Raw genomic sequence first — 21,451 nt, forward strand, 5'->3', positions numbered from 1 at the left:
GAATATATAGAGATGTTCTACAACGTTAAACGTAGACACGGTTCCAATAACCAGTTGTCGCCTGTAGAGTATGAAAAGCAGTACAAAGAGAGGCTAACTAGTGTCTACTGAGTCGGTGGCTATTCAACCCTTTTGGTAACCAAGATCTACCGCTGAAAAACCATTAAGCGGCTGATATACCGCTTGTTCTTCACTTACTTGCACTGCCGCCAACTGCTGCATTGGTGCACCAGTAGTATTTGACCTAAACTCCACCTTTCGGCGAATCCAGTCCGCGCACTCTCGAGCAATCGCTTTTTGGGTAAGCTTGTTCTTTAGCTGAATTTCAAATTCAGTTCCGTAAAAGCTCTTTTCTCTTTGCTCTTTCGGAATGAAAAACTCTCGCTTCTGTTTACTGAGTTTATCCGTTACTTCTGATTCAACGAATGTAGGGGAGGTAAAGACAAACTCTAGTGACTCAATCTGTTCGAGCTCCTCTTTTAAAGCTTCATACGCATAGATCGAAAAACAGGATGCTGCAATTTTAAGCTTTGCTCCTGGCTTTATTGTGCTTTTTAAGTCGTCACCAAGCAGATCATTTATATTGTCGATGATACGCATTAATTATCTCCAAATGTCTGCTGCCAACGAACAAAGGCAGGTCGATGACGATCAGCCCATTGGGTACAAATCAAGTACGTTTGTCCATCACGCTGAGCAACTTTAGTTGTAGAGTAACGGTTGCGGCCTTTGGCATCTTTAGCGCTAAGCCTTACATCTTCTGGCCTAGCCGTTTTTGATATTTTCAGAACAGGGAATGATAGACCAAATGTGGTTTTGCAATACTCTAGCTGGGTGAGATTATTAATTTCAGAAAGAGGCAATGTCACTTCGACTAGGTGCTGTATAGACTCTGTTATTTCAGCATTTGAGATCCGATTATCTCCCTGCTGATTGACAGCACGATCCCCATCCAGAGCAACTGGAAATGGAAAACCTTGCGCTTGAACCGCTTTTGCAAGAAATACGTTGATAGCGAGCTCGACCGGTAAGCCAAGCTCGCTAAAAATTTCTGTCGCCTTCTCAAGTAATTCAGGATCTAGTTTTGAGTCTTTCATGCAATTTGCTATCCCTACAATTTGTAACTTTTGTATACTAGCTCATGAAACAACTCTTGAATAGGCTGGCGTTCTAAAACAAACGTCTTTCACTCATTAGTGTCCTACTCAATTCACTAGCCTATTTCTTACTAAGCCAAATGGACTCTTGCTCAAGTGCTAACCCGTTCGTTTGCATCTCTAGAACTAGCGCTTGTAGATGAGAGGATTGAGCCAACAAATTGCTACTATTCTCAAGAAATGAGTTGAATTCTCTTGCGGTATCAACCCAAAGCTGGTTTTGCCCGTAACGGTTCAAAAGTTCCTTCCAGTTAGGCATCATCCAAAACTCTGCTCTTTCTTTAAGCCTCTCATTCAGGCGTCGGAAGTTATTCAGCCCGACTCCATCATAGTCAGCAAAAAAGTAGACCATCGGCGCCCTTTCAGGCACCGATAGCCAATCAATCAGTTTGTTGTGTAGCTGCCCTCGGTACCAAATAACGGTAGTGGGTTCGTTATTGGGTAGCCAATCTAGACGGTCAAACAATGCTTGGTTTTCCATCAGCCAAATAGAATGATGAGTGTTAAGATCCCTATTTCTTTCTCCACCCACTTCAAGGGAAAAAACGCCAAACTCTTCTGTCGCTACATTTAAGTGCTCAGTTGGCCCTCCGGAAGACTCCCATAGCGGATTCGCAACCGCTTTAGCCAGCACGTAGGTCACATCGTGACCTACTCTTCCTTGTTTGCTGCTGCGTGTGGAGGCTATGTTTACGGCTCTTTGCGGGGCTGATGGAGACACGTTTTGATTTGGTGCCAACTGCTCCAGTGTGACTTTAACGACATCCATATCTAGAATGCCGTAGACAACGCCACGGCCTTTAGGAGTAACTTGTACACTCTGAGTTTTGCGGCTGAACTCATCAAGCTGCTTCTTCTGAGATGGCGTCAATGTGCTTCCGGCAATGGAATCAGGGTACACCTCGATTAGTCGCGTTAGTGCTTTAACCAATACCTGGCTCATAGTGATGGCTCCACTTGTGGTTGCGACAGTTCTTGGCTCTCAATTGGTTCGAAAATCTGCCAACTATTTTTGCTGATGTGGTTCTTACCATTAGCCTGGTGGATAGGCACACAATAACGAGCGGTGGTTAACGGTGCTGGTGAGGCAAAAATCAATGCAAAACCGAACTGATTAGCAATCTCTATCAAGTTAGCTTGGTTCTTGGTATCCAGGGCCAACGCCTCATCCAAATAACATACCGCTTTCATTTGGTGACGTTTATCTTGCATTAGATGCAACATCGCCAGACCAGTCACAAGCTTAGCCATCAATACGGTTCCGTTAGAAGCCGCACTATCAATATCTTCAAATGACTCTTGTTGCTGTCCTTGCTTAGCAACGACAAACTCAAGTCTGAACAAGTCTGCAACTCTTAGACCTTGGCGAGCATTGCCTTCTTCGATCAACAGGCTCTTCGCTTGGTCTAGTTCAGCATCATCAAGAATGCTGCCTTGATCAAACAGCTCGAAACTCTGACCACTTTCAGTTTGCTCTGCTTGCTGTATCAGTACATTCATCGCATCTACAAGCGGTCTCTCTTCAACTGGTTCAATTTTGAAGATTTTGAGATCTGATAACTGCCTGTGACTGATTAGCCGGTTGAATTCCTTCATCTTACTTTGTAGAGCATAGAGTCCACTGCGTAGCTCTCTTAGACTCGCTGTGACGTTTACCACTGCCGAGCGGGCGCGTCTTTCCAGCGCTTTCTTCTCATTATCTAAACAATGACTGAATTTAATAATGCCTTTTAACTCTTCATCCTGAGTTTGAGCCATCTGGAACTTAGTGAGGCCTTTTTGACTCAACTCGTTTTTCATTTGACGCAATTCTTTGGACAACTTATCGAGGTCTTTGCAATCCTCGATGTACTGTTCGAGACGAACAGGTAGATACTCGAGAGACCACTCATCCATCACTATCCAAGGGGTATGAGGTTGATCCGAAAGCATGCTAAACAGCGCTTGATCATCAATTCTCTGTTTTTTTAGCTTTTCAACACTACCATCGTCCGAAGAAAGTTGACTTAGTTTATCCGTAATCTCTCCGATTTGCTGTGCAAGTTCATTGTACTTCTTATCCGCATCATCAAGAGCGGTATTGATCGCTACCAGCTGATTCTCAAATGTCTGTCTCTGCTCGATTCGCTGTGCCTGGTCTTTTTTGAATTGTTGCAGCTGTTGATAGTCCTTCAAGTCCTGTTCACACTGTTTGACTGCGCTATTTAATTCACTCTTTTTCCTCTCAGCAGCTTCGCTTTCTCCACTTACTTCAAGCAGTTGTTTTAGTTCCGTTATTTGCTTATTAACATCGTCTATTTCCTCCACCAGCTCCTGCTCTGTTTTTTGAACATGCTGAGGAATAAGCTCCTCAAGAGACAGCTTTAAACCAGGAAACGAGAATAACTCGGTAGAGTCAGTATTAAGAAGCTTTCTAAGCTGGTTGACGTCAAGCGAGTACTGCGAAGGTGACAGTTGCATCACACGCTGGCTGAACACTTTGTTTAACTTTTCTAACTCATGGGCACTAAGCAGTTTAGTAAGATCAAGGTATAAGTTATCACTCAAAGTCTGATGTTGAGAATGCAACCTTTGCAGCTGATTTTCTTTCTCTTTCAACTGTTTGCCAATCGCGGCAGAAGAGGACCGCTGTGATTGAACACACAAGGCTGCCTGAGCATCATATTTTTGCTCCGCAGTTTTCAATTGACTCTCTAAAAAAGATTGATCCGGGATCAAGGTAAACCGCTCTTCCAGCTCTTGTTGCTGCTTCTCGGTACGGTTTAACTCTTCCAGTTTATTGGTTAAGTCTGTGCGCTCTCCTGCATGGGCGATATCTTTGCTTCGGAGCTCACGTTGTGTTTGCTCAAGCTTAGTTTTTTGCGTTGATAGATTCTCAGTCATCGTTTGAACATGACCATGCCAATCCTGCAGCAGTTCATTAACCTGAGGCTGGCATGCGGTGATCTTTCCTCGTAGCGACAAGGTACGCTCAAACTTTTGTTCGAGCTCTTGAATCGTTTCCAAATTATTAACGGCTGCTAGGTACTGCTCGCGTTCTAGATTAATGTCTTGAAATGCTTTCTCCCACTCCTGCTTAAAATCGATGCTAGAATTCGGTAGCTCTCGACTAAATATCTTCAACAAGTAGTCTTTCACATCACTCGAATTGAGCTTGTCGAGTCTTAGCGTCTTAGTAAGTACTTGCTGGAACGAACGAGCATCACTCACGTGCTCAAGTTTGAATACCGTAAAATCGATGTCGCTGTTTTTCTTACTTTTTGCACCGCCATAAATCGAATGTCGAAACTCTTTATCATTGAATTTATAGACTCGATGCTTCTTTGTCGCTAAGTGGTTGACTAACTTTGGTTGCGCAACAATGTTGCCATCATCCATACGAAAATCATCTAGGTTTAATTCACCTTTATAAGCGAAGTATTCGTAGTCATAACCTACCCCTTTACCAACACATCCAAACACTACGGTGCCAGTTTGTGGCAGGATAACTTCTAGCAAGATGTAAGCGCTGTTGTTTGGGAAGTAAAAACGGCGAGCCTTCTCTAATGTATGAGAGCCGAAATCCATTCTTCTTTGATCGATGATAAGCAGAAATTGGAGTGCGTTTATTAGGCTTGTTTTGCCATGGTTATTTGGCGCAATTAGTGACACAGAGTCATCAAGAGGAAGTTCTGCTCGCTGGTACCCAGCACTGCCAATTAACGCTAATCGTTGAAAACCGTAACTTAACATTATTCATCTTCCTCATGAGCTAACACATCGCTTTCGGATGCTTGTTCAGTAATAGCTTCGAAATGGTCAAGGTAGCGATACACCGAAGTCAGCAAACGCCAATGATTATTCTCTTGAGCGGCAAAGCCTTTTCGCACTGCATTATCGAGTATCTTTGCTAATGCATCTTGGTCGAGCTCTTCTGCATCCAAAAGCTCTTGATGCTTTTCGTAAACCTCATCTAGCAAGGTATTATCAATCGTCCATTGGTAGAACTGACCAAGGGAGCGGCCGTTATCAGCTTGATGGTCAAATATCACCATCAGCAATAGTGCTAACTGGCGTGATTGTTTATTGATGTTCTGGTTACCATCTTCATCATGAAACCAAGCAAAACCCCGTCCATCAATACGCAAGTCAAAACCTAAGCTAGTAAATAGGTGCTGGTACTGCTCTGCTTGCTGTTCTAACTCATGCCATAGAGCAGCATCCGTCGAGCGATTTAGGTGCCGGCCAGAATTGAAAAGGTAAAATAGCTCTGTCAGCTGAGCCAGCTCATTTAAATCGATTTTGCTAGTTTGCATTCTCAACATCCTTTGTTTTTGTTGAGCCAGTCAACATCTTTATTTCGTGAGGGTGGTAGGTTACGGCTACTGTGTTCAACGCTGTGGTACTTGAGCTCGCCCCTAATGTGCTTTGCCACTGAGGATCACGGACAAGCTCGTGATAGAGTCGCAACAGCTCGGCATCTGGTAGATGCTGATAGTTTCCTCTGAGCCACGTCATTAGATTCGCGACCGGTAGCGAGTCGGCAAGTTGTTCCCTGAGAAGCTCTTCATCAACCCAGTTGATCATTGAACTGGTTGGCGCTTCCTCTTCTTCCGGGAATGGCATAGAGCTAGGTTCAAAGTCCAAGAATTCTGCCATCAATTCACGTACCTCGTTACCCAACTGGATTTTAGTCACGCGGCTACTTTTCCACATAGGCAAACCTTCGGCATTCAGCCCTCGCGCTAAACCCTTTTTACGAACTTGGCTTAGCTGCTTGCTGATCACCGCTGAAAGTTGATTGTGCTGCCTGGCTTCCTCTCTCAGCGGCAATAAGGTATCGGCACATTGCTGAGCAATGACTCGCCCTTGGTATCGAAGATCTTTGACTTGATAAGCTATCTGGCGCATTGCCAGCCTTTGTTGATACAAAGAGCCACGCATGGAAAGTATGTCAACGGCAGTATCGAGTGCTTCTTCCGCCTTTTCTAATAAGGGGTAGAAACTGCCTCCAAGACCGCTATCCATCATTTCGTTCATGGGTTCTACGTATTGGTCATACACTTCCAAGACTTCACGGTAACGACGTTCAATTGGGACACTGGTGTCCGCAGACTTCGCCAATTCTGCTATTTCAAATATTGCTTGTTTGTCCTGAGTTAACTGTTGGGTAATTTTTCTAACCAGTTCCGACAGCCTGTTCGCGCCAGTACGAAGTAAATCGTTGTCCGCCACATCGAGCCCTTCTAACACTTGGCTGGTGGCGTCTTTAATCGCATCAACTCGCGCTTTAAGTACCGCTGATAGACCTAACTCATGCTCCTGGGTTAAGCCTCTGACAAAGTCCACAACTAGCGTGTTTAGCTGATAGTCGCTGCTGCGATTGATAGGCTGCAATATGTCTGCATTAACAAGGCTGGTGAGCACAGTATTACTTTCCGCATTTTTACTTTTGTACTGATTGATCACCTGTTCAAGTACTCTCAGCTCAAACGTTGGAAACTCTCTCGAAAGCCGAGTTAACTGCTCAACCACCTCCCAATGTTGGTGTAGCTGAAAGGTGAGACTTTTCGGTGCCGCCATCTGTCATTACCTTATTTGTAAAATTAAATCCCAACAAACCTTGCTCTACGTTGACTCTTAGATACCCTCGAAATAATATGACGTCACTGGCGACAGGTAAATACTGATTACATACACACGTCGCATAAATAGACAGGAGTTAGATGATGAGCAAATGGCCAATACGTTGGGATCTATTATTCCGCTACAGAATGATAGAAGTCATCGCGCTGTGGGAAGGACGGTTAACAACCAATCACCTGATTAAGAGCTTTGGTATTGGCAGACAGCAAGCTTCGAAAGACATCAACACCTATCTAGCCGATATCGCTCCAGGAAACCTTGTCTATGATAAACAGCTGAAAGGCTACAAGCCCAGTGATAGCTTTAGCCCACAAGTAACAAAGGGTCATGCTGACGAATATTTGCACATTCTTTCAAGAAGTGAAGATATGACCATCACATTTAAAGAACTCGATATGGGCTTTGAGAGTGTCTCAATGATTCGCCCTATTACTCGTAATATATCACCACAAGTCTTGCGTCCTTTAGTTCAAGCTATCAGAGAGAAGAAACGTGTCGACATAAGCTACAGATCGCTCAAAGACGGCATTGAAGTTGAGCGGATTATCTCTCCTCATACCCTCGTTTGCACACCTCTACGCTGGCATGTTCGGGCCTATTGTGAACATGCTAAAGATTATCGTGATTTTGTGCTCAGCCGCATAAGAAGCATTCCATGCCTTGAGGGTAAAAATGTAATGGGAAAAGCCAACGATGACCAATGGAATACTCCCCTCGCTATTGAGTTGATGCCGGACCCGAGACTGACAAAAACTCAGGCCGCTGTCGTTGCCCATGATTACGGTATGGAAGGAGGTAGCCTTTCAATACCAACTAATGCAGCATTGGTTCGTTATGTTCTTGATACCTATAATATCGACATCAATGTTCTAGATTCGAACCCTAAAGGTCAGCAGATTATTGTGGGGAACTTTGAGGAGCTGAAGCCGTATTTGTTTTTCTAGGTGCGCGTGAATACTTCAGGGAGCATACAACGCGCTTATTGACTAAGCATAAAAGACTATACAGACTCAGTAACGCTCTTGAATTTCTGCTTATAAATTAGCCGGTAATCATTATACCATTCCACAAAAGCTGCAACGCCCTCGTGGAATGGTACCTGTGGTGAAAAGCCAATCTCGTCAAAAAGTTCCCTTGCATCTGAATACGTCATGTTCACTTCCCCTACCTGCATTGGCTTCAGTTGCCTTATCGCCCCCACTCCCAGTTTACATTCCAACAGATCAATCATTTTCGTAAGTTTAACCGGAGCACCACTACCGACATTAAAAATCTGATAAGGCGCTGAACTTTGCGCAATGGTTTCCGTGGTTTTTTTCCACTCTTCGTTCTTCTTGGGTATTCTCTTTGTTACTTGTACTACTGCTTCTACAATGTCATCGATATAAGTGAAGTCCCTATATAGTTCCCCATTATTGAAAACGTCTATCGGCCTTTTTTCAATCATTGCCTCAGCAAACTTATAAAATGCCATGTCTGGACGACTCCATGGCCCGTAAACACTGAAAAACCGTAATCCCGTAGTCGGTAAACCATACATTTGAGAGTAACTATGAGCCATCAACTCATTAGACTTCTTTGTTGCCGCGTACAGAGATACCGGATGGTCTACATTGTCACTGGTTGAGAAAGGTATCTTGTCGTTTAAACCATATACAGAGCTGGATGACGCATAAACCAGGTGCTTAATGCTATAACGACGGCAGGCTTCTAAAACCGACAAAAAGCCCATCAAGTTACTTTCACCATACACCATAGGTGCTTCAACTGAATAGCGCACCCCAGCCTGAGCCGCTAAGTGAATAACATAGTCAAACCCTTCTTCTTCAAATAAACGTGCTAACTCTTCGGTACTCTCTACGTTCATCCGGTGAAACCGAAATCGCTCACTTTGAATCAGTGCCAAACGAGCCTTTTTCATGCGGACATCGTAGTAATCATTCAGGTTATCAATACCAACAACATCATATCCCTCATTACATAGCCGACGACATACATGGCTACCAATAAAGCCCGCAGCACCTGTTACCAGTGTTTTCATTTCATTCCCTAGCCTGGACATTTAACTTATTGAGCATTTAATCAAAAAACCATAAATCTCAATAATTTACATGACATGATCATCATTTTGCTTATCATAAGCAAATCAATAATTAATCTAATAGAACAAAAATGAACAATATCATTGTGCTTATCGCGACCACGCCCAGGCTTTCACTATTTACTGAGCATGCGCTGCCTTCCATCGTTAACCAGACACACCCACCAGCAGCCGTAGTCCTTGTTTCAGACACTCGTCAGCTAAATCAGGAAGAAAAAGAACCACTGCAAGCTGAACTCAAGGATATTCCCCTTTACGCATTGACCAATTCACGCTCTCCTGGTGCCGCTGGCAGTTGGAATACCGGTATAGACTTTATCTCCGAACACTTTCCCGATAGCTATATTGCCATAATTGATGATGATGACCTGTGGCACCCGGAACATTTGTCATCATGCGTAGTCAATAGTAACTCAGGCAAAGCGGATGTAGTCCTTTCAGGTATTAATGTAAAAATTAATCAGGAAACTGTTACCGTAAATATCCCTAGAAAGATCTCAGTAAAAGATTTCCTGATAGGTAATCCAGGCTGGCAGGGATCAAATACTTTCATTAAGTCTGAGCTCGCTACCAGAGTTGGTGGATTTACTGATGGCTTGATCAGTGGCAATGACCGAGACTTTGCTATCCGAGTTTTGGAGTCAGGCATAGCAAATATCTGCCACACCAAAATAGCAACTGTAGATTGGATATGTAATCAATCGCCAGACGCTCTTTCCGCACCAAGATCAAAACAAAAACTCAGAGGATGCGCTCAGTTTCTGCAGTTACATGGAAACAAGATGTCAGCAGAAGAAGCGGATACCTACTTCCAGCGTGCTTATAAACTTTTTTCTCTTTCCAAGGAAGAGATTTTAAGCGAATTAGAACAAATAGAGGTCGACAATGACTAACTACAAAACACGAGCACCGAACAAATATAGCGAAATACTCTGCGACAGAAACTCGCAGCTCGTCCATACCTGTTCTACCGTGTATGAAAACGCTGAAGTAGTGATAGCAATCGCCCACAAGAACCAGGCCCAAGACCTAAGTCGTGCACTGAAAAGTGCACTAAACCAGACACTCGTAAAAAAACACATTGCACGAATAGTTGTGTTAGACGACAGCTCCGACATCACCTGGCCACCGGAAACAGAAGCTTTACTTCACTCTCCATCTATTACCCTTCTGAGCGCCGAATGTGGCTCTCCAGCCAGGGCTCGCAACCTTTTGCTTGATTGGGCAGATACACAGTCAAATTTAAAATGGGTTGCACGGCTAGATGCCGATGATGAGTTATTCGCGACGAATAGTTTGGAGGGGCTTTGGAGTTCTGTCCGTGGAACAACGAAAAAAGCGGTTATTGGAAGCAACAAGTTACGAAAGAACGGTAAACTTCTGCCTAATGATAATATCGCAGACGCTAGCGAACTGACTGACCATTTTAATCTTGCAGGATTTATCGAAAATTTTGCATCCAGTGAGCAACAACGCGAAATCCCATCGTGTAACTTACTGCTAAGCACAAACTTGGGTCTGAGATATCCAAATATCAGAAGTGCAGAGGACCACTGGTTGGTGACTAGACTTTTGATGCTACACCCATCTGATATAGCAGTTTGCCCATTCCCCATATACGCCATCTACTCTCTGGACGGAGAAGATACCAAGCAAAACAAATCCAACAAAATTTGGCGAGATCAGAGAAAAAGGCTGGCATATGTTGCCAGAACATGGAGCACTCTACTATCAACCAAACGGCATCTTCTTGGTGTAGGTATGGAAGGTGCCGTATGGCTTCAGCATAATCAGGTCAATAAGGAGTTCTATCCGTGGGCGATTTCCGATTCCGAGGTACAAGAACTTAGGTCTTTGTTGACCGATAAAGATGTTCCTATTCCCAAGGTAACGTGGAGAAAGTGTGATGGTTTGTGGCAATACCAAACTACCTACGAAAGCAGCACTCTACCTGGAGAAAAAATTACTAAGCAAGCAATAATTCAATACCTTACAAAGCTATATCATGCGGGTGTAAGTACGCTTAATATCAAAAGAGATAATCTAATAATTACTCCCAGTGGAGAGCTGCAATACATTGATATCGGTAATGACATAAAACCCCTAACCTCTTCGTACTTTCGTGACATGTGCGCCCGCCTCTATTCTATTGGCATTTTGGGCAACAAAGACGAGGAGTTAGTCCGTAGAAAAAGTTGGCGTAGACAAGACGATGCATTAAAAGCTCTCCCAGGATTTGAGCTGTTCTACAACGAGCTTATAACCCAACTTCATCCGCTGTGCGTCGAACCTGGTAGTAACCCTGTTCCTGTCGCCTCATTTAAGAGCGACGCTGTAACCTTAATGATTAAGGCCTGCGGACAAGATGCTGATGTACTTACAGACCAAGTAACACATATCGTTACTCAACTTAGCTATCCGGTTACTTTTGCTAAGGTAATTCTTCTCATTGATCCTCATCAGGGAGAATTTCTACGTCAGTATGCAGACGCTAATCTGGCCTCTGTAATTGAACAAGCAGAAAAGCTAAAAGATAAGGGACTCATTAACACAATACTTATTGCTCCTTCTGATTCAGAAACCATAGTAACAACCTACGAAAAATGGTTTGCTCAGTCAGATTACACAGAAACACATACACCTAAAAATGCTCCACTTTTCCCTCAAGTTTGGGGATTCGACCAAATCACTACCTCTTATGTTTTGCAGTGTGATTTGGACGTACTTATCGGCCGTCGCAATTGGCAACATGACTATATCGCCGACATGATTTATGCCTGTGAACCAGAGGATGTATTAGCGGTTGGATTCAATATCCCCAAAAGCGGCTCTGACTTTAATCCTTATCACGGTAAACCAGGAGAATTCGCACCTGAAGTCCGTTTTGGTCTTCTGGATCTTGACCGAATCCGTAATCAGCTACCGATAGATAATCCTTCATCAGGAAACAAGCTCACTTTAACCTGGCATCGAGCACTACAAGCTGCGATGAAGCATCGGGGCCTGCGCGCGGTACGAGGCGGAGATCCGCAGAGTTATTACGTCCACCCGCGTAATGAACACAAGCACCTACCCGAACTTCCGATAGCAAGAGATTTGATTGCACAAGGAGTAGAACCCGTAGAACAGCACGAGGAATTTGATTGGATACCTGGCAAACACTGGAAATATGAACAAAGACATGAGCCGATCGTTTTTCTGCTAAAAGGCAGATATACCGAGCACGCCCTGCTTAAACGATGCCTGGACTCGTTACGAAGCCAGACAAATCAGAACTTTGGCATTATCCTCATTGACGATGCCAGTGGCGCTATTCATAACTGGTGTTACCCAATGTTGTTGGGTGAACTGAAGGCTAAAACAACTTTGGTGAGGCGCAGTGTTAACACGGGTAGAATGCCAAACTTCTTATTGGCAATTAAAGAAATTTGCCAGGATCCCAACACCTTGATAGCAGTTTTAGACCAGGACGACTGCTTGATGCAGACCAGTGTCGTTAGCGCTTTGCTTGACGCCAAACGACATGGAGCCGATTTAATTCAGATGCCAATGTACCGCCCCAACAAACCGATAAATTTATACCGTCCTGACTACACAAATCCAAGACTCGCTGCAGGTGCAAATGTATGGAGCCACCTGAGAGTTTTTACCAAAAAGCTCTTCCAACAAGTTCCCGAGGGCTATTTTAAACGCAAAGACAGCTCTGAGTGGTTTGATACGGTTACAGATTATTTAACCATGTTGCCCATGGCCGAACTGGCAAAGAATCCTGTTTACTTGGACTCCGGTTACACATACTGGCATTTACGTAAAAACTTTGGTCAGGATGACAGAAAACGCGAAGACACTTTAATTAAGGAACTGCTGTCTATGCCTTCGCTCTCTCAGAGAAAAGAAAAACTTGCTGAACGAACGCCAGAATCTTTTGAAGACGATTAACATGGATAGACAATTGGTTGTCATATATCCACCAGTTTGGCGAAATATGTCTGTTCCTTGAAATGTAAAACAATGGTTCGACTGCCTTTAGATTGGAGCAGCTAGCTTGATCAAGCCATGTCTGATAACTGACTTTGGAAAGTTCTTCCCATAATTGTCGCGCTTCTTTTCGAGGCAAAGTTGGCATTTGTTGTAGCTGAAGAAAGCAGTCAGCACTGATAGCGGTACTAGCGCTCTCTTGATAAGGGACCTGCAATAGAAATTCCGGCCAATGCAGGTCGCCTATCCAAAGTAACGGGAGCCGTCTCTCTCCCAACCAATTGTGATACGCTGCTGGCAAAGCCTTCTTTTCAGAGTAACTTTGCGGCCTTTCCAGTGAAGGCAACAAAGCCATACAGCTAATATTTACAGCGACTTCGTATTCAAGCATCGTTTTGATTGCAAGTAATCCCAATGACGGCTTGCATCCTAGCAAGCTCTCTAACTCTTTGCCGTTTGCTTCTAGTCTTTCAGTAAACTGTTCATCAGGCATTTTGCCTTGAACAAGAACGCCATTCGTCAGACCTGCCACTTTACTATTTGTGATTGTCAGGTTCGTACTCGCATTAAGAGTTAAAGACTGATTAAACCTAATAACTCTTTCATTATCTCCGACTGTCAACTCACCCGGACCATTGCCAACAATATGCCATACGTCCACTTATGCCACCTATTCATATCGAATTAATCCTATCGATTTCTATCGGACTCCCACTCCTGGTATATATTCACCCACGTATTTGAGGTACGTTGTACTAATATTTTAGGACGTAATTTAGGTGGCACATAATGCCCATCTCGGAACCGACCACATAATCCACAAGCATTTTTCATAAGATCACGCATTTCATCATCACATGCAGGTAAGCGCTGCCGACCATTTTTTTGGTTTAGTACACGGTCAATACCACCAGCAACCGCACATGGATAATAGCCTTGAGGGGTAAGTCCCAAACCACAAGTCCGGGCTATATCACACCCATTAGAAAAGTCACTAAACCTGTGGTACCAACTATCAACAGGTGCCAAGTTAAACGGGCCAAAGTCTGGTTGAACAGAGTCTAATTTAGCGGAGTTCTCGATATACAACCATTCAGGAAGCTCTGATATCACCTTATTCACACGGCGACCATACCCGTTGGTTACCAGCTGAATGGATAAATCGGGCTGTACCTGCTTGAGGCGGTATAACTCCGCTAGGATTTCACTTAGCTGGGGGTGCAATGTTGGCTCTCCACCTAGAACACGGATTTTTCTCCAACACCTACCTTGACTCAGACTGTCTTCAACAAAATGAGTAATGTCGCCCAACCCGATATGTGTTTTGTCCGGGGCTTGAGCAGAAGAACGATTGCAGTTGTTGCACTTCAAATTACATTGGTAGGTAATATCTATTTCTATCAGATCATCTGCTGCCTGATACTGGCAACCTATCAACTTAGTTACTGGCTTTTGCACACGAAACCATCGCCACAATGCCTTTAGATGAAACCACAGTTTGGCTAAGCGAAACCATTTTTTCGGAAAATCATGTGAATAAGTAAACGGCTCCTTGTTATTGATTAACGCCACCAGCTTGCTCCCTTTAACTTTTGTTATAATTCATTTTATTACTACTTTGATGCTCTAACGTATAATGTCCCTACTCGCTGCCTCACAGGACAGTCCAGTTACAGGTCGTATTCACGCTTATTGATCTGCCCCATCAGTATTGGCCAATAGACATGCCAATACTGATGAACTAATTCAAACTCAACAGAGCCATACTGCTTTGCTATTTGCTTTGCATTTCTCTCGTAGAAAGAAGATGTTGTAGATATAATCTCAAGCCATATATCAACCTAACATGATGATATATGGATTATTTAGGGCTAATAATAAGGCACAAAACACATATGAACAATTGTGATTTTTATCAAACCCGCTTGGTGAGCTTATACTTCCCCCTGCCCAACAAACACCCCTTTCGCTCAACACCAGGTCCCATGACACACACCATGCTAGGGAAAGGCGCCGCATCTTGTTCTTGTCCATTTTGAAGAAACTTCAAGCGCCCCTTAATAAAGCGAACCTCACCTTTCGATAAGTAGTCATGAAAAGCTACGGTATCCGTTCTTGCCGGTACCAACATAACCACTTTAGTCCCCTTAAGTGACTCCTCATAGGCCTTTTTAGCAAATGCCTTTAGCTTTGAGTAAGGTGGGTTACAAAACACCACATGACCACTCCAGTCTTGCACTAAAGCGTCATCTTCTTCGGTAAAATAACTAAGGCAAAGCGCAGTTTCAGGTTCTGCTGCTGCGTCTAGAGTAAAACCGTATCGCTTATCTAGTTGCGCAAAAATCTGTGGAGGCGTCTGCCACTTGTCTTTGTTCTTGTCACCGTCTTTTGCAGATGAATACATGACTTTCAGGTTATCACTCGTCTTATCACCCTTACCTTCCTGCTTTTCAGTCAGATGAGTACCGAAGAAGAAACTAAATCATCATTTTTTATATCAATAGGTATCGCTGTCAGAGCACTTAACTTATAAAACAACAGTCCTTTCAACATCTCATAGTTTTCATCTTGAGGCGTAATCAAGGTCATCGACGACTTTAAAGCAAACGAAGTGGCAAATGAGCACTGTTCATTTAGACCGGAGATTTCATCCCGACTCAAAACGCATGAGCTCCATAGACTTGTCAAGACATCCTTGCGAAATGCCTCGACATCGTCTTGCCCATGAATTTGATTTCCTGTGGCAACGACATATATCTTTGCCGTGCCTGAGCCATCTGAGCGACCAAAGTTACTCCAAAAACACCGAATGCCATCGTTCTTTCTCGCCTCACGCCAGAAGTCACTGGACTCGGTCTGCTTATCTGCATGCTCATCTAACTTACGTAAGATTTGTGCGAACCCAATCTTTGCTACTTGCTCTTTGGTAAACTCCTGGCTCACATCATGGAACTGAATGGTAAAGCGGTAACCAACCACCAATGCACCTGATGAGGTTAACTGTTCAAAATGGTGTTTAAACGCCGCGAGCGAATCTTTAACCAATGGCCCCCACTCTAGATTTACTTGTACTTTCTCAAACTGACTCTGATGGTGCAAAGCAGTTTCTCCGAGGCAATAGCCCACTCGTTCTTGATTAATCATGGGCACCTCCAGATAACACAGAATCAATCCATTGGCAGACGGCACTTTCTTCCCAGGCCACTGCTCGCTTTCCAATACTGACGCTTTTTGGAAACTCTCCAGTATCCATCATCCGGTAAATCGCCGAGCGCGATAATGACGTTACGTTGATAACTTCGTTCAACCGAATCAATCTTTTTGTTTGCATGATAATCACCTCTTGTATTCATTCATAAAAGAAGTGCGCCATGTGTTTTTTCTCAGGATGGCTGAAGCCATCCCAGATGATTCATTCCTATTCGATTCAAAACAATCTCAAACACATATTACCCAGGTGAATTAGTGCATTGATTCGATAGGAGAATTGAAATGAATGACAAACCCAGCAACTACCCAAAAGCCAAATCGTTGCCTGAACACCAAGTACTAGAACAGGCTGCACAAATCATAGCTAACCGACATTTAAGAGGAGATGTATTTACAAGCCCCAGCGCAACAAAGGAGTTTTTGTCTTATAAACTTAGTCAGCACGAACGTGAGGTTTTTGCTGTGCTTTTGCTTGACAGCCAACATCGATTAATTGAATACAATGAGTTGTTCTTTGGAACCATCGATGCTGCCACGATTTATCCAAGGGAGGTCGTTAAGCTCGCATTAGCACGAAACGCCGCTGCAGTCATTTTTGCCCATAACCATCCATCTGGAGAAGCTGAGCCCTCGCAAGCAGATAGACGCATCACTTCACGGCTTAGTGACGCATTAACGTTGATCGACGTCAGAGTTCTGGACCATTTCATTGTTGGTGAGTCATGCGTCTCTTTCGCAGAGAGAGGAATGATATGAGTTTACCAATACTGAACAACGACATATTGCCGCTATCAAATGAGCTGCAAGTTAGACTATGCGCTTCTCTTGAGCTTTGCGCCATCCCTGAGGATGCAAAGCGCATCGCCCTTAATTTCAGAGATACACAGTACTACCAAACCGGTAAAGGACCCCACCCTATTGAAATTCACCTCGCTCGAGATTCCACCGCTTGCCCCTGGCATATAGCAGTAATGGCAAGCTTTGCCTACCCCACTGAGCTGAGCACACAAATGGAAGTCCAGCTCTACTTCAACTTTCGTCATGGCTGGTTTTATCAACCAGACATTGAACGCTGCGATCTCGACCAGCCGGAAGTCATTGAGCCCTTTCAATCCTGGGACAAAGCCTTTGTGAATCTACTAAACAACAAAGGCTTTAACCAACTCACTCTAACCGTTCTTAAAACGCTTTTACCTTAATCATCACCTCATGAATAGATTGCCGCTTCCCAACAGCGGTAAGGAGCCCTTATGCCCGTAGAAACGACCACACAGACCCAACTGACCTTTGCTAATACGGTTCAGGGGATTTCAGATAAGTTACTGGATGCACTAAGAGCAGCAGTATCAAACAAAGATACATCCCAAGCGATAACTGTCACCATCAACTTTCGAGATAGCAGTTACTCCGCTGAAGCTGGTGGATTTCATCCAATTGAAGTTTGCTTTACCAAAATCAACAGTAATCACTGTCACTTTCTATACATCACAGATTTCAGCATCTCTGGAGGTTATTACCCAGAGCTTGCTCGTGATTTGGACTTTGATATCGGCAACAATGCCTTCTTTGCTCGTTACTCGGGCTGGCAATGCCTTGATAGTAAGGACGTACGTGAAATGTATAAGCTCTGGGAGGGCAACTTTCTCGCTTATCTTGATATAAACGCCTTTGACGAAATAAAGGTTGAATGCTTCTAAACGGCAAAGACAAGGCTTGGTGAACCCAAGCCTTGTTACTTTAATGTGCTCGATCACAAATTTTTTGTCTCATCCAAGCTTCAACATCCCGCACTCGCCAATTTACTGACTTAGCCCCCATGCGCAATGGGCGAGGAAACTGTCTACACTCCATGAGCTTGTAGATACTGGTCCGCCCTAACGCCACACGATTCATCACCTCACGAACATTGAGCCATTCTTCTTGGTCCATTTAACACCTCAGTCCAAATCATATCCATAGAGAACATTTTCATCACGACGCCCTAGTACATCGCGCATCCAATCTTGAACTTCACTTTCAAGCCAAGCCGTTGCTCGGCAACCTAATGGGATACTCCGAGGGAAGCGCTCTTCCTTTATATACCGATTGATGGCTGAGCGGCTTAGACTCGTCATCTCCATCACCTGCTTCATCCGAATAAAACGCATATTCCTTCCTTATTAAGTTTATCGAGCTTTGGGGCGATAAACCTTTACTGTGAATGTGCCAGCACTGCCCAGGAGATTTTTTACACACCCTTCTCATTTTCTGATACGAACCTTTCAGGAAATGAACCATGAGTCTTTTACCTTACTTTGAAAACGCAACACTAACGCCGAGCCAAGAAGAGCTCGTTTTAGAACTCGACTTATTCTTAAACGACGATTGCCATTCCACTTTTTTACTCAAAGGCTTTGCTGGGACAGGGAAAACTTTTATTACCCAAGGTCTAACACAATACCTTGCAGCGATTGACCGACAATTTACTTTAATGGCCCCTACAGGCAAAGCCGCCAAAGTCATTGCGGACAAAACTCAAACTGAAGCCATGACCATTCATCGAGTGATATACCAATACTTTGATATCGATGAGGAATTAAAATCGGACTCCGACCCTATAGATATCGCGACACTTAAGTCGCGCATTTCAGACAACCAAGATGCCTATAATGCTGTGTATATTGTTGATGAGGCTTCCATGCTCTCGGACCAATTTAGTCAATCTGAAATAGGGAAGTTTGGCTCCGGTTATCTTCTCCTCGATTTACTCGAATACATCAACTTAGATGACTGGCCACAACGCAAGATTATTTTCATTGGGGATAATGCTCAATTACCTCCCGTTCGATGCATTGGCTCCCCCGCCCTCAACCTAAGCGGTCTAGAGAGCTTCTATGGCTTAAATTGCACACAAGTTGAACTCACTGACATTGTTAGACAAAAAGCCGACAGTGGCATTGTGAAAAACGCAATGGAAATAAGGGAAGCACTGGAAAGAAATGAGCCCCAACCTATTCAGTTAACAGCGAACTCAAAAGATGTCCACATACTTGAGAAAGAAGTGTTCCTTGAACAATATTTCATCTCTTGTGACCATAAGCTTGATGGATGTAAACATAGTGTCATCATTACCAACAGCAACCGACAAGTAAGAGATTACAACCGTAAGGTACGAGAGCGGATGTTTGATTCACACGAAACTCTACATATTGGTGAGCAAGTCATGTGTGTGGCAAATCACGATACAGATGACCTGTTTATTTCCAATGGCGAAATAGGTTGGATAACTCAGGTCTGTCCAGAGATTGAGAGTCGCACCATCGACATCCCACCGCGTGAGTGTGATGATTTTCAACCTGGCCTCATCACCTTGGAATTCATCGAAGTGACTGTTAAATTTTTAAAAGATAATAACGAACCGTTTAAAGCAAGAAAGAAAGTGCTAAAAAATCTATTGGAGAGTCCTAATGGCTCACTGACCGCGCAAGAGCGAAAAGCCCTCCTTCTCGATTTCAAACAACGATACAAGGCCATCCCACAGCCGAAGGAGCTAGATTTCTTAGAGGCAAAGTCCATAGATGAGTATTACAACTGTCTTCAGCTCAAGTATGGATACGCAATAACTTGTCACAAAGCACAAGGAAGTGAATGGCCCCATGTGTTTGTCGATAACAACCGGAACAACACCTGCAGCGACCAAGCCTTAAGGTGGATGTATACCGCAGTGACTCGCGCCAAACAAACCCTCTACATAAAGCAATGAGGAACCAGCCCTAAACATCTCTTGCTTAGGGCACTTTTGCTGCCTTCCTATAATCAGAAACACAATGAATTGCCACTCATAAGATAAGGGTTAATGGACCATTTTTGTTCGCCGTTGTCCCCTAGTGTGTAGGTTAGGTCTTCAAAGGCCACGTTGAGTCAATTTAAAAGAAAAACAGACATACATTACTTAAGGGCATAAACGTTTATAAGAGGATAAATACGATGCCCAAATTACCCACCAATCATTATACCTACAGGCGTTACTTGACCACCCCCCCCCCTTTATATGCCGCTCAGTCATAAACAAATAGTGGAAAGCAACATAAGGCCAGCGCAAGAAATCACATAACGGGTAATAGTACAAATACTCACCTACCCCCCACACCAATCGTGACGGGACACACAAAAAACCCACTCCAAAATCCAACCGGCAAGTAATGCCCGCTCGCCCAATATCATCGAGATTATTTACTGACGGCACAGCAAGATAAGTCTACTTTGGCATTAGCTGACGGCACTGCTTTGCCTATAAATAAGCAATCAGTTATGGCTACAAAACCCAATCTCAGTGAACACATTTCTCTCCTTTTTGAGCTTTACAACCGAATTCCTCAGAACAGAGTGGTAACGGCACATGAGTTACTTCAACAACTCGCCAATATCAATATTGAGAGAGATATCCGCACTATCCAACGCAACCTTGAAATACTGGTTCGCTACCTGGATGTCGTAAAGGACACACGTGATCGGCCATATGGCTATCGTCGCACCCCATCGCAACTAAAAAGCTTCGGACCACGAGAAATGCTGTTGCTTCTTCTCGCCGAGGAGTGGCTAGTTCAGAGCTTTCCCGTAGAATACCGGTCGACTATCAATTCAGTCTTTTCAGACATTCACAACCAAAAGTTCCAGCAACCAGAAGCAAGATCAGGACAGCATCAGCCCCGCGTCCACCTGGATACAGATGCCGTCTTTGGTAATGCATACAGCTCAGCCTTTAGCGTCATTTTTGAACAGTTAAGTATCGCGCTGATTGAAACCAAACAACTAAAGCTCACCATCGATAATCAAGAGCACTGTGTTGAACCACTAGGCCTGGCTCTTCTGGAGCCAACTCTGTCATTAATCTATCGAGACACGAGAGACCGCCAGTACCAGCACATAAACATCGAGAGCATCCAAAATGCCGCTCTCTCAACTTTTACATTTCAATACCCTAGGAACTTCAATCTCAAGACCTACCTCGAGGGGGTGAAAACAACAAGCGGGAGGTCCCTCAAAACCTGACACCTTGTCTATTCACTCCAACAAGCAGTCGGCAAGCACACACGTTACTTTCGCTGTTTTATCAATAAAAAGGAAAACAATATGAAATACACAAAAACTATTTTGGCTAGTGTGCTCACCGCAACCTTTATTGGTTGTGGAGGCGGTGGTGGTTCGCCATCAGGCGGCGACACGTCAACAGCCACAGCAACCAAGCAAGGCAAAGTAATCGACGGTTATATTTGAATAGCCACCTACTTGATAGACACCTTTTAGTTAGACAAAATGACTAATAAAGAGGTGCTTATGAACAGCAAACGATATCCAGAAGAATTCAAAATTGAAGCCGTAAAACAGGTTACAGAAAAAG

24 protein-coding genes are annotated in these 21,451 nt (G+C 43.9%); 10 read left to right on the forward strand and 14 right to left on the reverse strand.

The features are described from left to right. On the forward strand, positions 1-111 hold a 111-nt coding region (locus C9I99_RS26550), incomplete at its 5' end, for an IS3 family transposase (RefSeq protein ID WP_146151177.1). A gap of 12 nt (positions 112-123) precedes the next feature. Here C9I99_RS26550 and C9I99_RS26555 read toward each other — a convergent pair. The 6 genes from C9I99_RS26555 to C9I99_RS26580 form a co-directional block, all read right to left on the reverse strand. Further along, a complete protein-coding gene (locus tag C9I99_RS26555; RefSeq protein WP_208113471.1) occupies positions 124-600 on the reverse strand; it encodes a phospholipase D-like domain-containing protein in 477 nt (158 codons plus the stop codon). Then, entirely contained in the window at positions 600-1,097 is a 498-nt protein-coding gene (locus tag C9I99_RS26560) for an addiction module antitoxin (RefSeq protein WP_107351841.1), read from the reverse strand. Before C9I99_RS26560 ends, C9I99_RS26555 begins: the two co-directional genes overlap by 1 nt. Before the next feature lie 121 nt (positions 1,098-1,218). Continuing rightward, complete coding sequence (locus C9I99_RS26565; RefSeq protein ID WP_107351842.1) at positions 1,219-2,100, reverse strand: DUF7281 domain-containing protein; 882 nt, start codon at positions 2,098-2,100, stop codon at positions 1,219-1,221. Further along, the gene (locus C9I99_RS26570) at positions 2,097-4,889 is read right to left on the reverse strand and encodes a hypothetical protein (RefSeq protein WP_107351843.1); all 2,793 of its coding nucleotides are present in this window, start codon (positions 4,887-4,889) and stop codon (positions 2,097-2,099) included. Before C9I99_RS26570 ends, C9I99_RS26565 begins: the two co-directional genes overlap by 4 nt. Beyond that, positions 4,889-5,452, reverse strand: coding sequence for a condensin complex protein MksE (locus tag C9I99_RS26575; RefSeq protein WP_107351844.1), 564 nt, complete (start codon positions 5,450-5,452; stop codon positions 4,889-4,891). The genes C9I99_RS26570 and C9I99_RS26575 overlap by 1 nt, the downstream gene beginning before the upstream one ends. Next, complete coding sequence (locus C9I99_RS26580) at positions 5,442-6,719, reverse strand: hypothetical protein (RefSeq protein ID WP_107351845.1); 1,278 nt, start codon at positions 6,717-6,719, stop codon at positions 5,442-5,444. The genes C9I99_RS26575 and C9I99_RS26580 overlap by 11 nt, the downstream gene beginning before the upstream one ends. Positions 6,720-6,865: 146 nt before the next feature. On the opposite strand from C9I99_RS26580, the gene C9I99_RS26585 reads away from it, so the two are divergent. Then, complete coding sequence (locus C9I99_RS26585) at positions 6,866-7,726, forward strand: helix-turn-helix transcriptional regulator (protein ID WP_107351846.1); 861 nt, start codon at positions 6,866-6,868, stop codon at positions 7,724-7,726. Between the two features lie 56 nt (positions 7,727-7,782). Here the strand turns inward: C9I99_RS26585 and C9I99_RS26590 are convergent, their stop codons facing one another. After that, on the reverse strand, positions 7,783-8,823 hold the full coding sequence (locus tag C9I99_RS26590; RefSeq protein WP_107351847.1) for an NAD-dependent epimerase/dehydratase family protein: 1,041 nt from the start codon (positions 8,821-8,823) through the stop codon (positions 7,783-7,785). A 131-nt stretch (positions 8,824-8,954) separates the two neighbouring features. Here C9I99_RS26590 and C9I99_RS26595 point away from each other — a divergent pair, with 131 nt between their 5' ends. Beyond that, positions 8,955-9,776: a glycosyltransferase family 2 protein gene (locus C9I99_RS26595; protein WP_107351848.1), complete on the forward strand. Its 822-nt coding sequence runs from the start codon at positions 8,955-8,957 to the stop codon at positions 9,774-9,776. Next, positions 9,769-12,822, forward strand: a complete 3,054-nt coding sequence (locus C9I99_RS26600; RefSeq protein ID WP_107351849.1) for a glycosyltransferase — start codon at positions 9,769-9,771, stop codon at positions 12,820-12,822. Before C9I99_RS26595 ends, C9I99_RS26600 begins: the two co-directional genes overlap by 8 nt. Here C9I99_RS26600 and C9I99_RS27055 read toward each other — a convergent pair. The 5 genes from C9I99_RS27055 to C9I99_RS26620 form a co-directional block, all read right to left on the reverse strand. Further along, entirely contained in the window at positions 12,752-13,522 is a 771-nt protein-coding gene (locus C9I99_RS27055) for a hypothetical protein (protein ID WP_133638297.1), read from the reverse strand. The genes C9I99_RS26600 and C9I99_RS27055 overlap by 71 nt on opposite strands. 29 nt (positions 13,523-13,551) lie before the next feature. Next, a complete protein-coding gene (locus C9I99_RS26605) occupies positions 13,552-14,433 on the reverse strand; it encodes a radical SAM protein (RefSeq protein WP_107351850.1) in 882 nt (293 codons plus the stop codon). Between the two features lie 343 nt (positions 14,434-14,776). After that, complete coding sequence (locus C9I99_RS26610; protein ID WP_107351851.1) at positions 14,777-15,265, reverse strand: phage N-6-adenine-methyltransferase; 489 nt, start codon at positions 15,263-15,265, stop codon at positions 14,777-14,779. Positions 15,266-15,315: 50 nt separating this feature from the next. Then, complete coding sequence (locus tag C9I99_RS26615) at positions 15,316-16,005, reverse strand: hypothetical protein (RefSeq protein ID WP_107351852.1); 690 nt, start codon at positions 16,003-16,005, stop codon at positions 15,316-15,318. After that, on the reverse strand, positions 15,998-16,192 hold the full coding sequence (locus tag C9I99_RS26620) for a helix-turn-helix transcriptional regulator (protein WP_107351853.1): 195 nt from the start codon (positions 16,190-16,192) through the stop codon (positions 15,998-16,000). The genes C9I99_RS26615 and C9I99_RS26620 overlap by 8 nt, the downstream gene beginning before the upstream one ends. 161 nt (positions 16,193-16,353) lie before the next feature. On the opposite strand from C9I99_RS26620, the gene radC reads away from it, so the two are divergent. Genes radC through C9I99_RS26635 form a run of 3 tightly spaced genes read left to right on the forward strand, consistent with a single transcriptional unit; the run spans position 16,354 to position 17,768 of the window. Then, positions 16,354-16,827: a RadC family protein gene (radC, locus tag C9I99_RS26625; protein WP_107351854.1), complete on the forward strand. Its 474-nt coding sequence runs from the start codon at positions 16,354-16,356 to the stop codon at positions 16,825-16,827. Continuing rightward, positions 16,824-17,270 (forward strand): DUF2787 family protein, encoded by a 447-nt coding sequence (locus tag C9I99_RS26630; protein ID WP_107351855.1) that lies wholly within the window; start codon positions 16,824-16,826, stop codon positions 17,268-17,270. Before radC ends, C9I99_RS26630 begins: the two co-directional genes overlap by 4 nt. A gap of 51 nt (positions 17,271-17,321) precedes the next feature. Next, on the forward strand, positions 17,322-17,768 hold the full coding sequence (locus tag C9I99_RS26635; RefSeq protein ID WP_107351856.1) for a DUF2787 domain-containing protein: 447 nt from the start codon (positions 17,322-17,324) through the stop codon (positions 17,766-17,768). A 40-nt stretch (positions 17,769-17,808) separates the two neighbouring features. On the opposite strand, the gene C9I99_RS27750 is transcribed toward C9I99_RS26635, so the two are convergent. Together C9I99_RS27750 and C9I99_RS26645 are read right to left on the reverse strand one after the other, a co-directional pair. Further along, complete coding sequence (locus C9I99_RS27750; protein ID WP_107351857.1) at positions 17,809-18,000, reverse strand: helix-turn-helix transcriptional regulator; 192 nt, start codon at positions 17,998-18,000, stop codon at positions 17,809-17,811. 8 nt (positions 18,001-18,008) lie between these two features. After that, positions 18,009-18,218 carry an AlpA family transcriptional regulator gene (locus C9I99_RS26645; protein ID WP_107351858.1) on the reverse strand — a complete coding sequence of 70 codons (210 nt, stop codon included), beginning with the start codon at positions 18,216-18,218 and terminating at the stop codon, positions 18,009-18,011. Between the two features lie 128 nt (positions 18,219-18,346). On the opposite strand from C9I99_RS26645, the gene C9I99_RS26650 reads away from it, so the two are divergent. The 3 genes from C9I99_RS26650 to C9I99_RS27285 all read left to right on the forward strand — a co-directional run bounded on the left by C9I99_RS26650 (position 18,347) and on the right by C9I99_RS27285 (position 21,327). Next, positions 18,347-19,813: an ATP-dependent DNA helicase gene (locus C9I99_RS26650; RefSeq protein ID WP_107351859.1), complete on the forward strand. Its 1,467-nt coding sequence runs from the start codon at positions 18,347-18,349 to the stop codon at positions 19,811-19,813. Between the two features lie 548 nt (positions 19,814-20,361). Continuing rightward, positions 20,362-21,102 carry a helix-turn-helix transcriptional regulator gene (locus C9I99_RS26655; RefSeq protein WP_107351860.1) on the forward strand — a complete coding sequence of 247 codons (741 nt, stop codon included), beginning with the start codon at positions 20,362-20,364 and terminating at the stop codon, positions 21,100-21,102. An 81-nt stretch (positions 21,103-21,183) separates the two neighbouring features. Beyond that, positions 21,184-21,327: a hypothetical protein gene (locus C9I99_RS27285; RefSeq protein WP_166645526.1), complete on the forward strand. Its 144-nt coding sequence runs from the start codon at positions 21,184-21,186 to the stop codon at positions 21,325-21,327. Positions 21,328-21,451 lie beyond the last annotated feature (124 nt).

It is taken from the genome of Photobacterium lutimaris (genome assembly GCF_003025555.1).
Taxonomy (GTDB): Bacteria; Pseudomonadota; Gammaproteobacteria; order Enterobacterales; family Vibrionaceae; genus Photobacterium; species Photobacterium lutimaris.

What these genes read in the sequence shown, in the direction of transcription:
- C9I99_RS26565 (WP_107351842.1), bottom strand. Translation starts at nt 2,100, where the DNA reads ATGAGCCAGGTATTGGTTAAAGCACTAACGCGACTAATCGAGGTGTAC.
- radC (WP_107351854.1), top strand. Translation starts at nt 16,354, where the DNA reads ATGAATGACAAACCCAGCAACTACCCAAAAGCCAAATCGTTGCCTGAA.
- C9I99_RS26575 (WP_107351844.1), bottom strand. Translation starts at nt 5,452, where the DNA reads ATGCAAACTAGCAAAATCGATTTAAATGAGCTGGCTCAGCTGACAGAG.
- C9I99_RS26560 (WP_107351841.1), bottom strand. Translation starts at nt 1,097, where the DNA reads ATGAAAGACTCAAAACTAGATCCTGAATTACTTGAGAAGGCGACAGAA.
- C9I99_RS26630 (WP_107351855.1), top strand. Translation starts at nt 16,824, where the DNA reads ATGAGTTTACCAATACTGAACAACGACATATTGCCGCTATCAAATGAG.
- C9I99_RS27750 (WP_107351857.1), bottom strand. Translation starts at nt 18,000, where the DNA reads ATGGACCAAGAAGAATGGCTCAATGTTCGTGAGGTGATGAATCGTGTG.
- C9I99_RS26590 (WP_107351847.1), bottom strand. Translation starts at nt 8,823, where the DNA reads ATGAAAACACTGGTAACAGGTGCTGCGGGCTTTATTGGTAGCCATGTA.
- C9I99_RS27285 (WP_166645526.1), top strand. Translation starts at nt 21,184, where the DNA reads ATGAAATACACAAAAACTATTTTGGCTAGTGTGCTCACCGCAACCTTT.
- C9I99_RS26615 (WP_107351852.1), bottom strand. Translation starts at nt 16,005, where the DNA reads ATGATTAATCAAGAACGAGTGGGCTATTGCCTCGGAGAAACTGCTTTG.
- C9I99_RS26555 (WP_208113471.1), bottom strand. Translation starts at nt 600, where the DNA reads ATGCGTATCATCGACAATATAAATGATCTGCTTGGTGACGACTTAAAA.
- C9I99_RS26585 (WP_107351846.1), top strand. Translation starts at nt 6,866, where the DNA reads ATGAGCAAATGGCCAATACGTTGGGATCTATTATTCCGCTACAGAATG.
- C9I99_RS26610 (WP_107351851.1), bottom strand. Translation starts at nt 15,265, where the DNA reads ATGTATTCATCTGCAAAAGACGGTGACAAGAACAAAGACAAGTGGCAG.
- C9I99_RS26580 (WP_107351845.1), bottom strand. Translation starts at nt 6,719, where the DNA reads ATGGCGGCACCGAAAAGTCTCACCTTTCAGCTACACCAACATTGGGAG.
- C9I99_RS26655 (WP_107351860.1), top strand. Translation starts at nt 20,362, where the DNA reads ATGGCTACAAAACCCAATCTCAGTGAACACATTTCTCTCCTTTTTGAG.
- C9I99_RS26635 (WP_107351856.1), top strand. Translation starts at nt 17,322, where the DNA reads ATGCCCGTAGAAACGACCACACAGACCCAACTGACCTTTGCTAATACG.
- C9I99_RS26570 (WP_107351843.1), bottom strand. Translation starts at nt 4,889, where the DNA reads ATGTTAAGTTACGGTTTTCAACGATTAGCGTTAATTGGCAGTGCTGGG.
- C9I99_RS26600 (WP_107351849.1), top strand. Translation starts at nt 9,769, where the DNA reads ATGACTAACTACAAAACACGAGCACCGAACAAATATAGCGAAATACTC.
- C9I99_RS26620 (WP_107351853.1), bottom strand. Translation starts at nt 16,192, where the DNA reads ATGCAAACAAAAAGATTGATTCGGTTGAACGAAGTTATCAACGTAACG.
- C9I99_RS26645 (WP_107351858.1), bottom strand. Translation starts at nt 18,218, where the DNA reads ATGCGTTTTATTCGGATGAAGCAGGTGATGGAGATGACGAGTCTAAGC.
- C9I99_RS26595 (WP_107351848.1), top strand. Translation starts at nt 8,955, where the DNA reads ATGAACAATATCATTGTGCTTATCGCGACCACGCCCAGGCTTTCACTA.
- C9I99_RS26650 (WP_107351859.1), top strand. Translation starts at nt 18,347, where the DNA reads ATGAGTCTTTTACCTTACTTTGAAAACGCAACACTAACGCCGAGCCAA.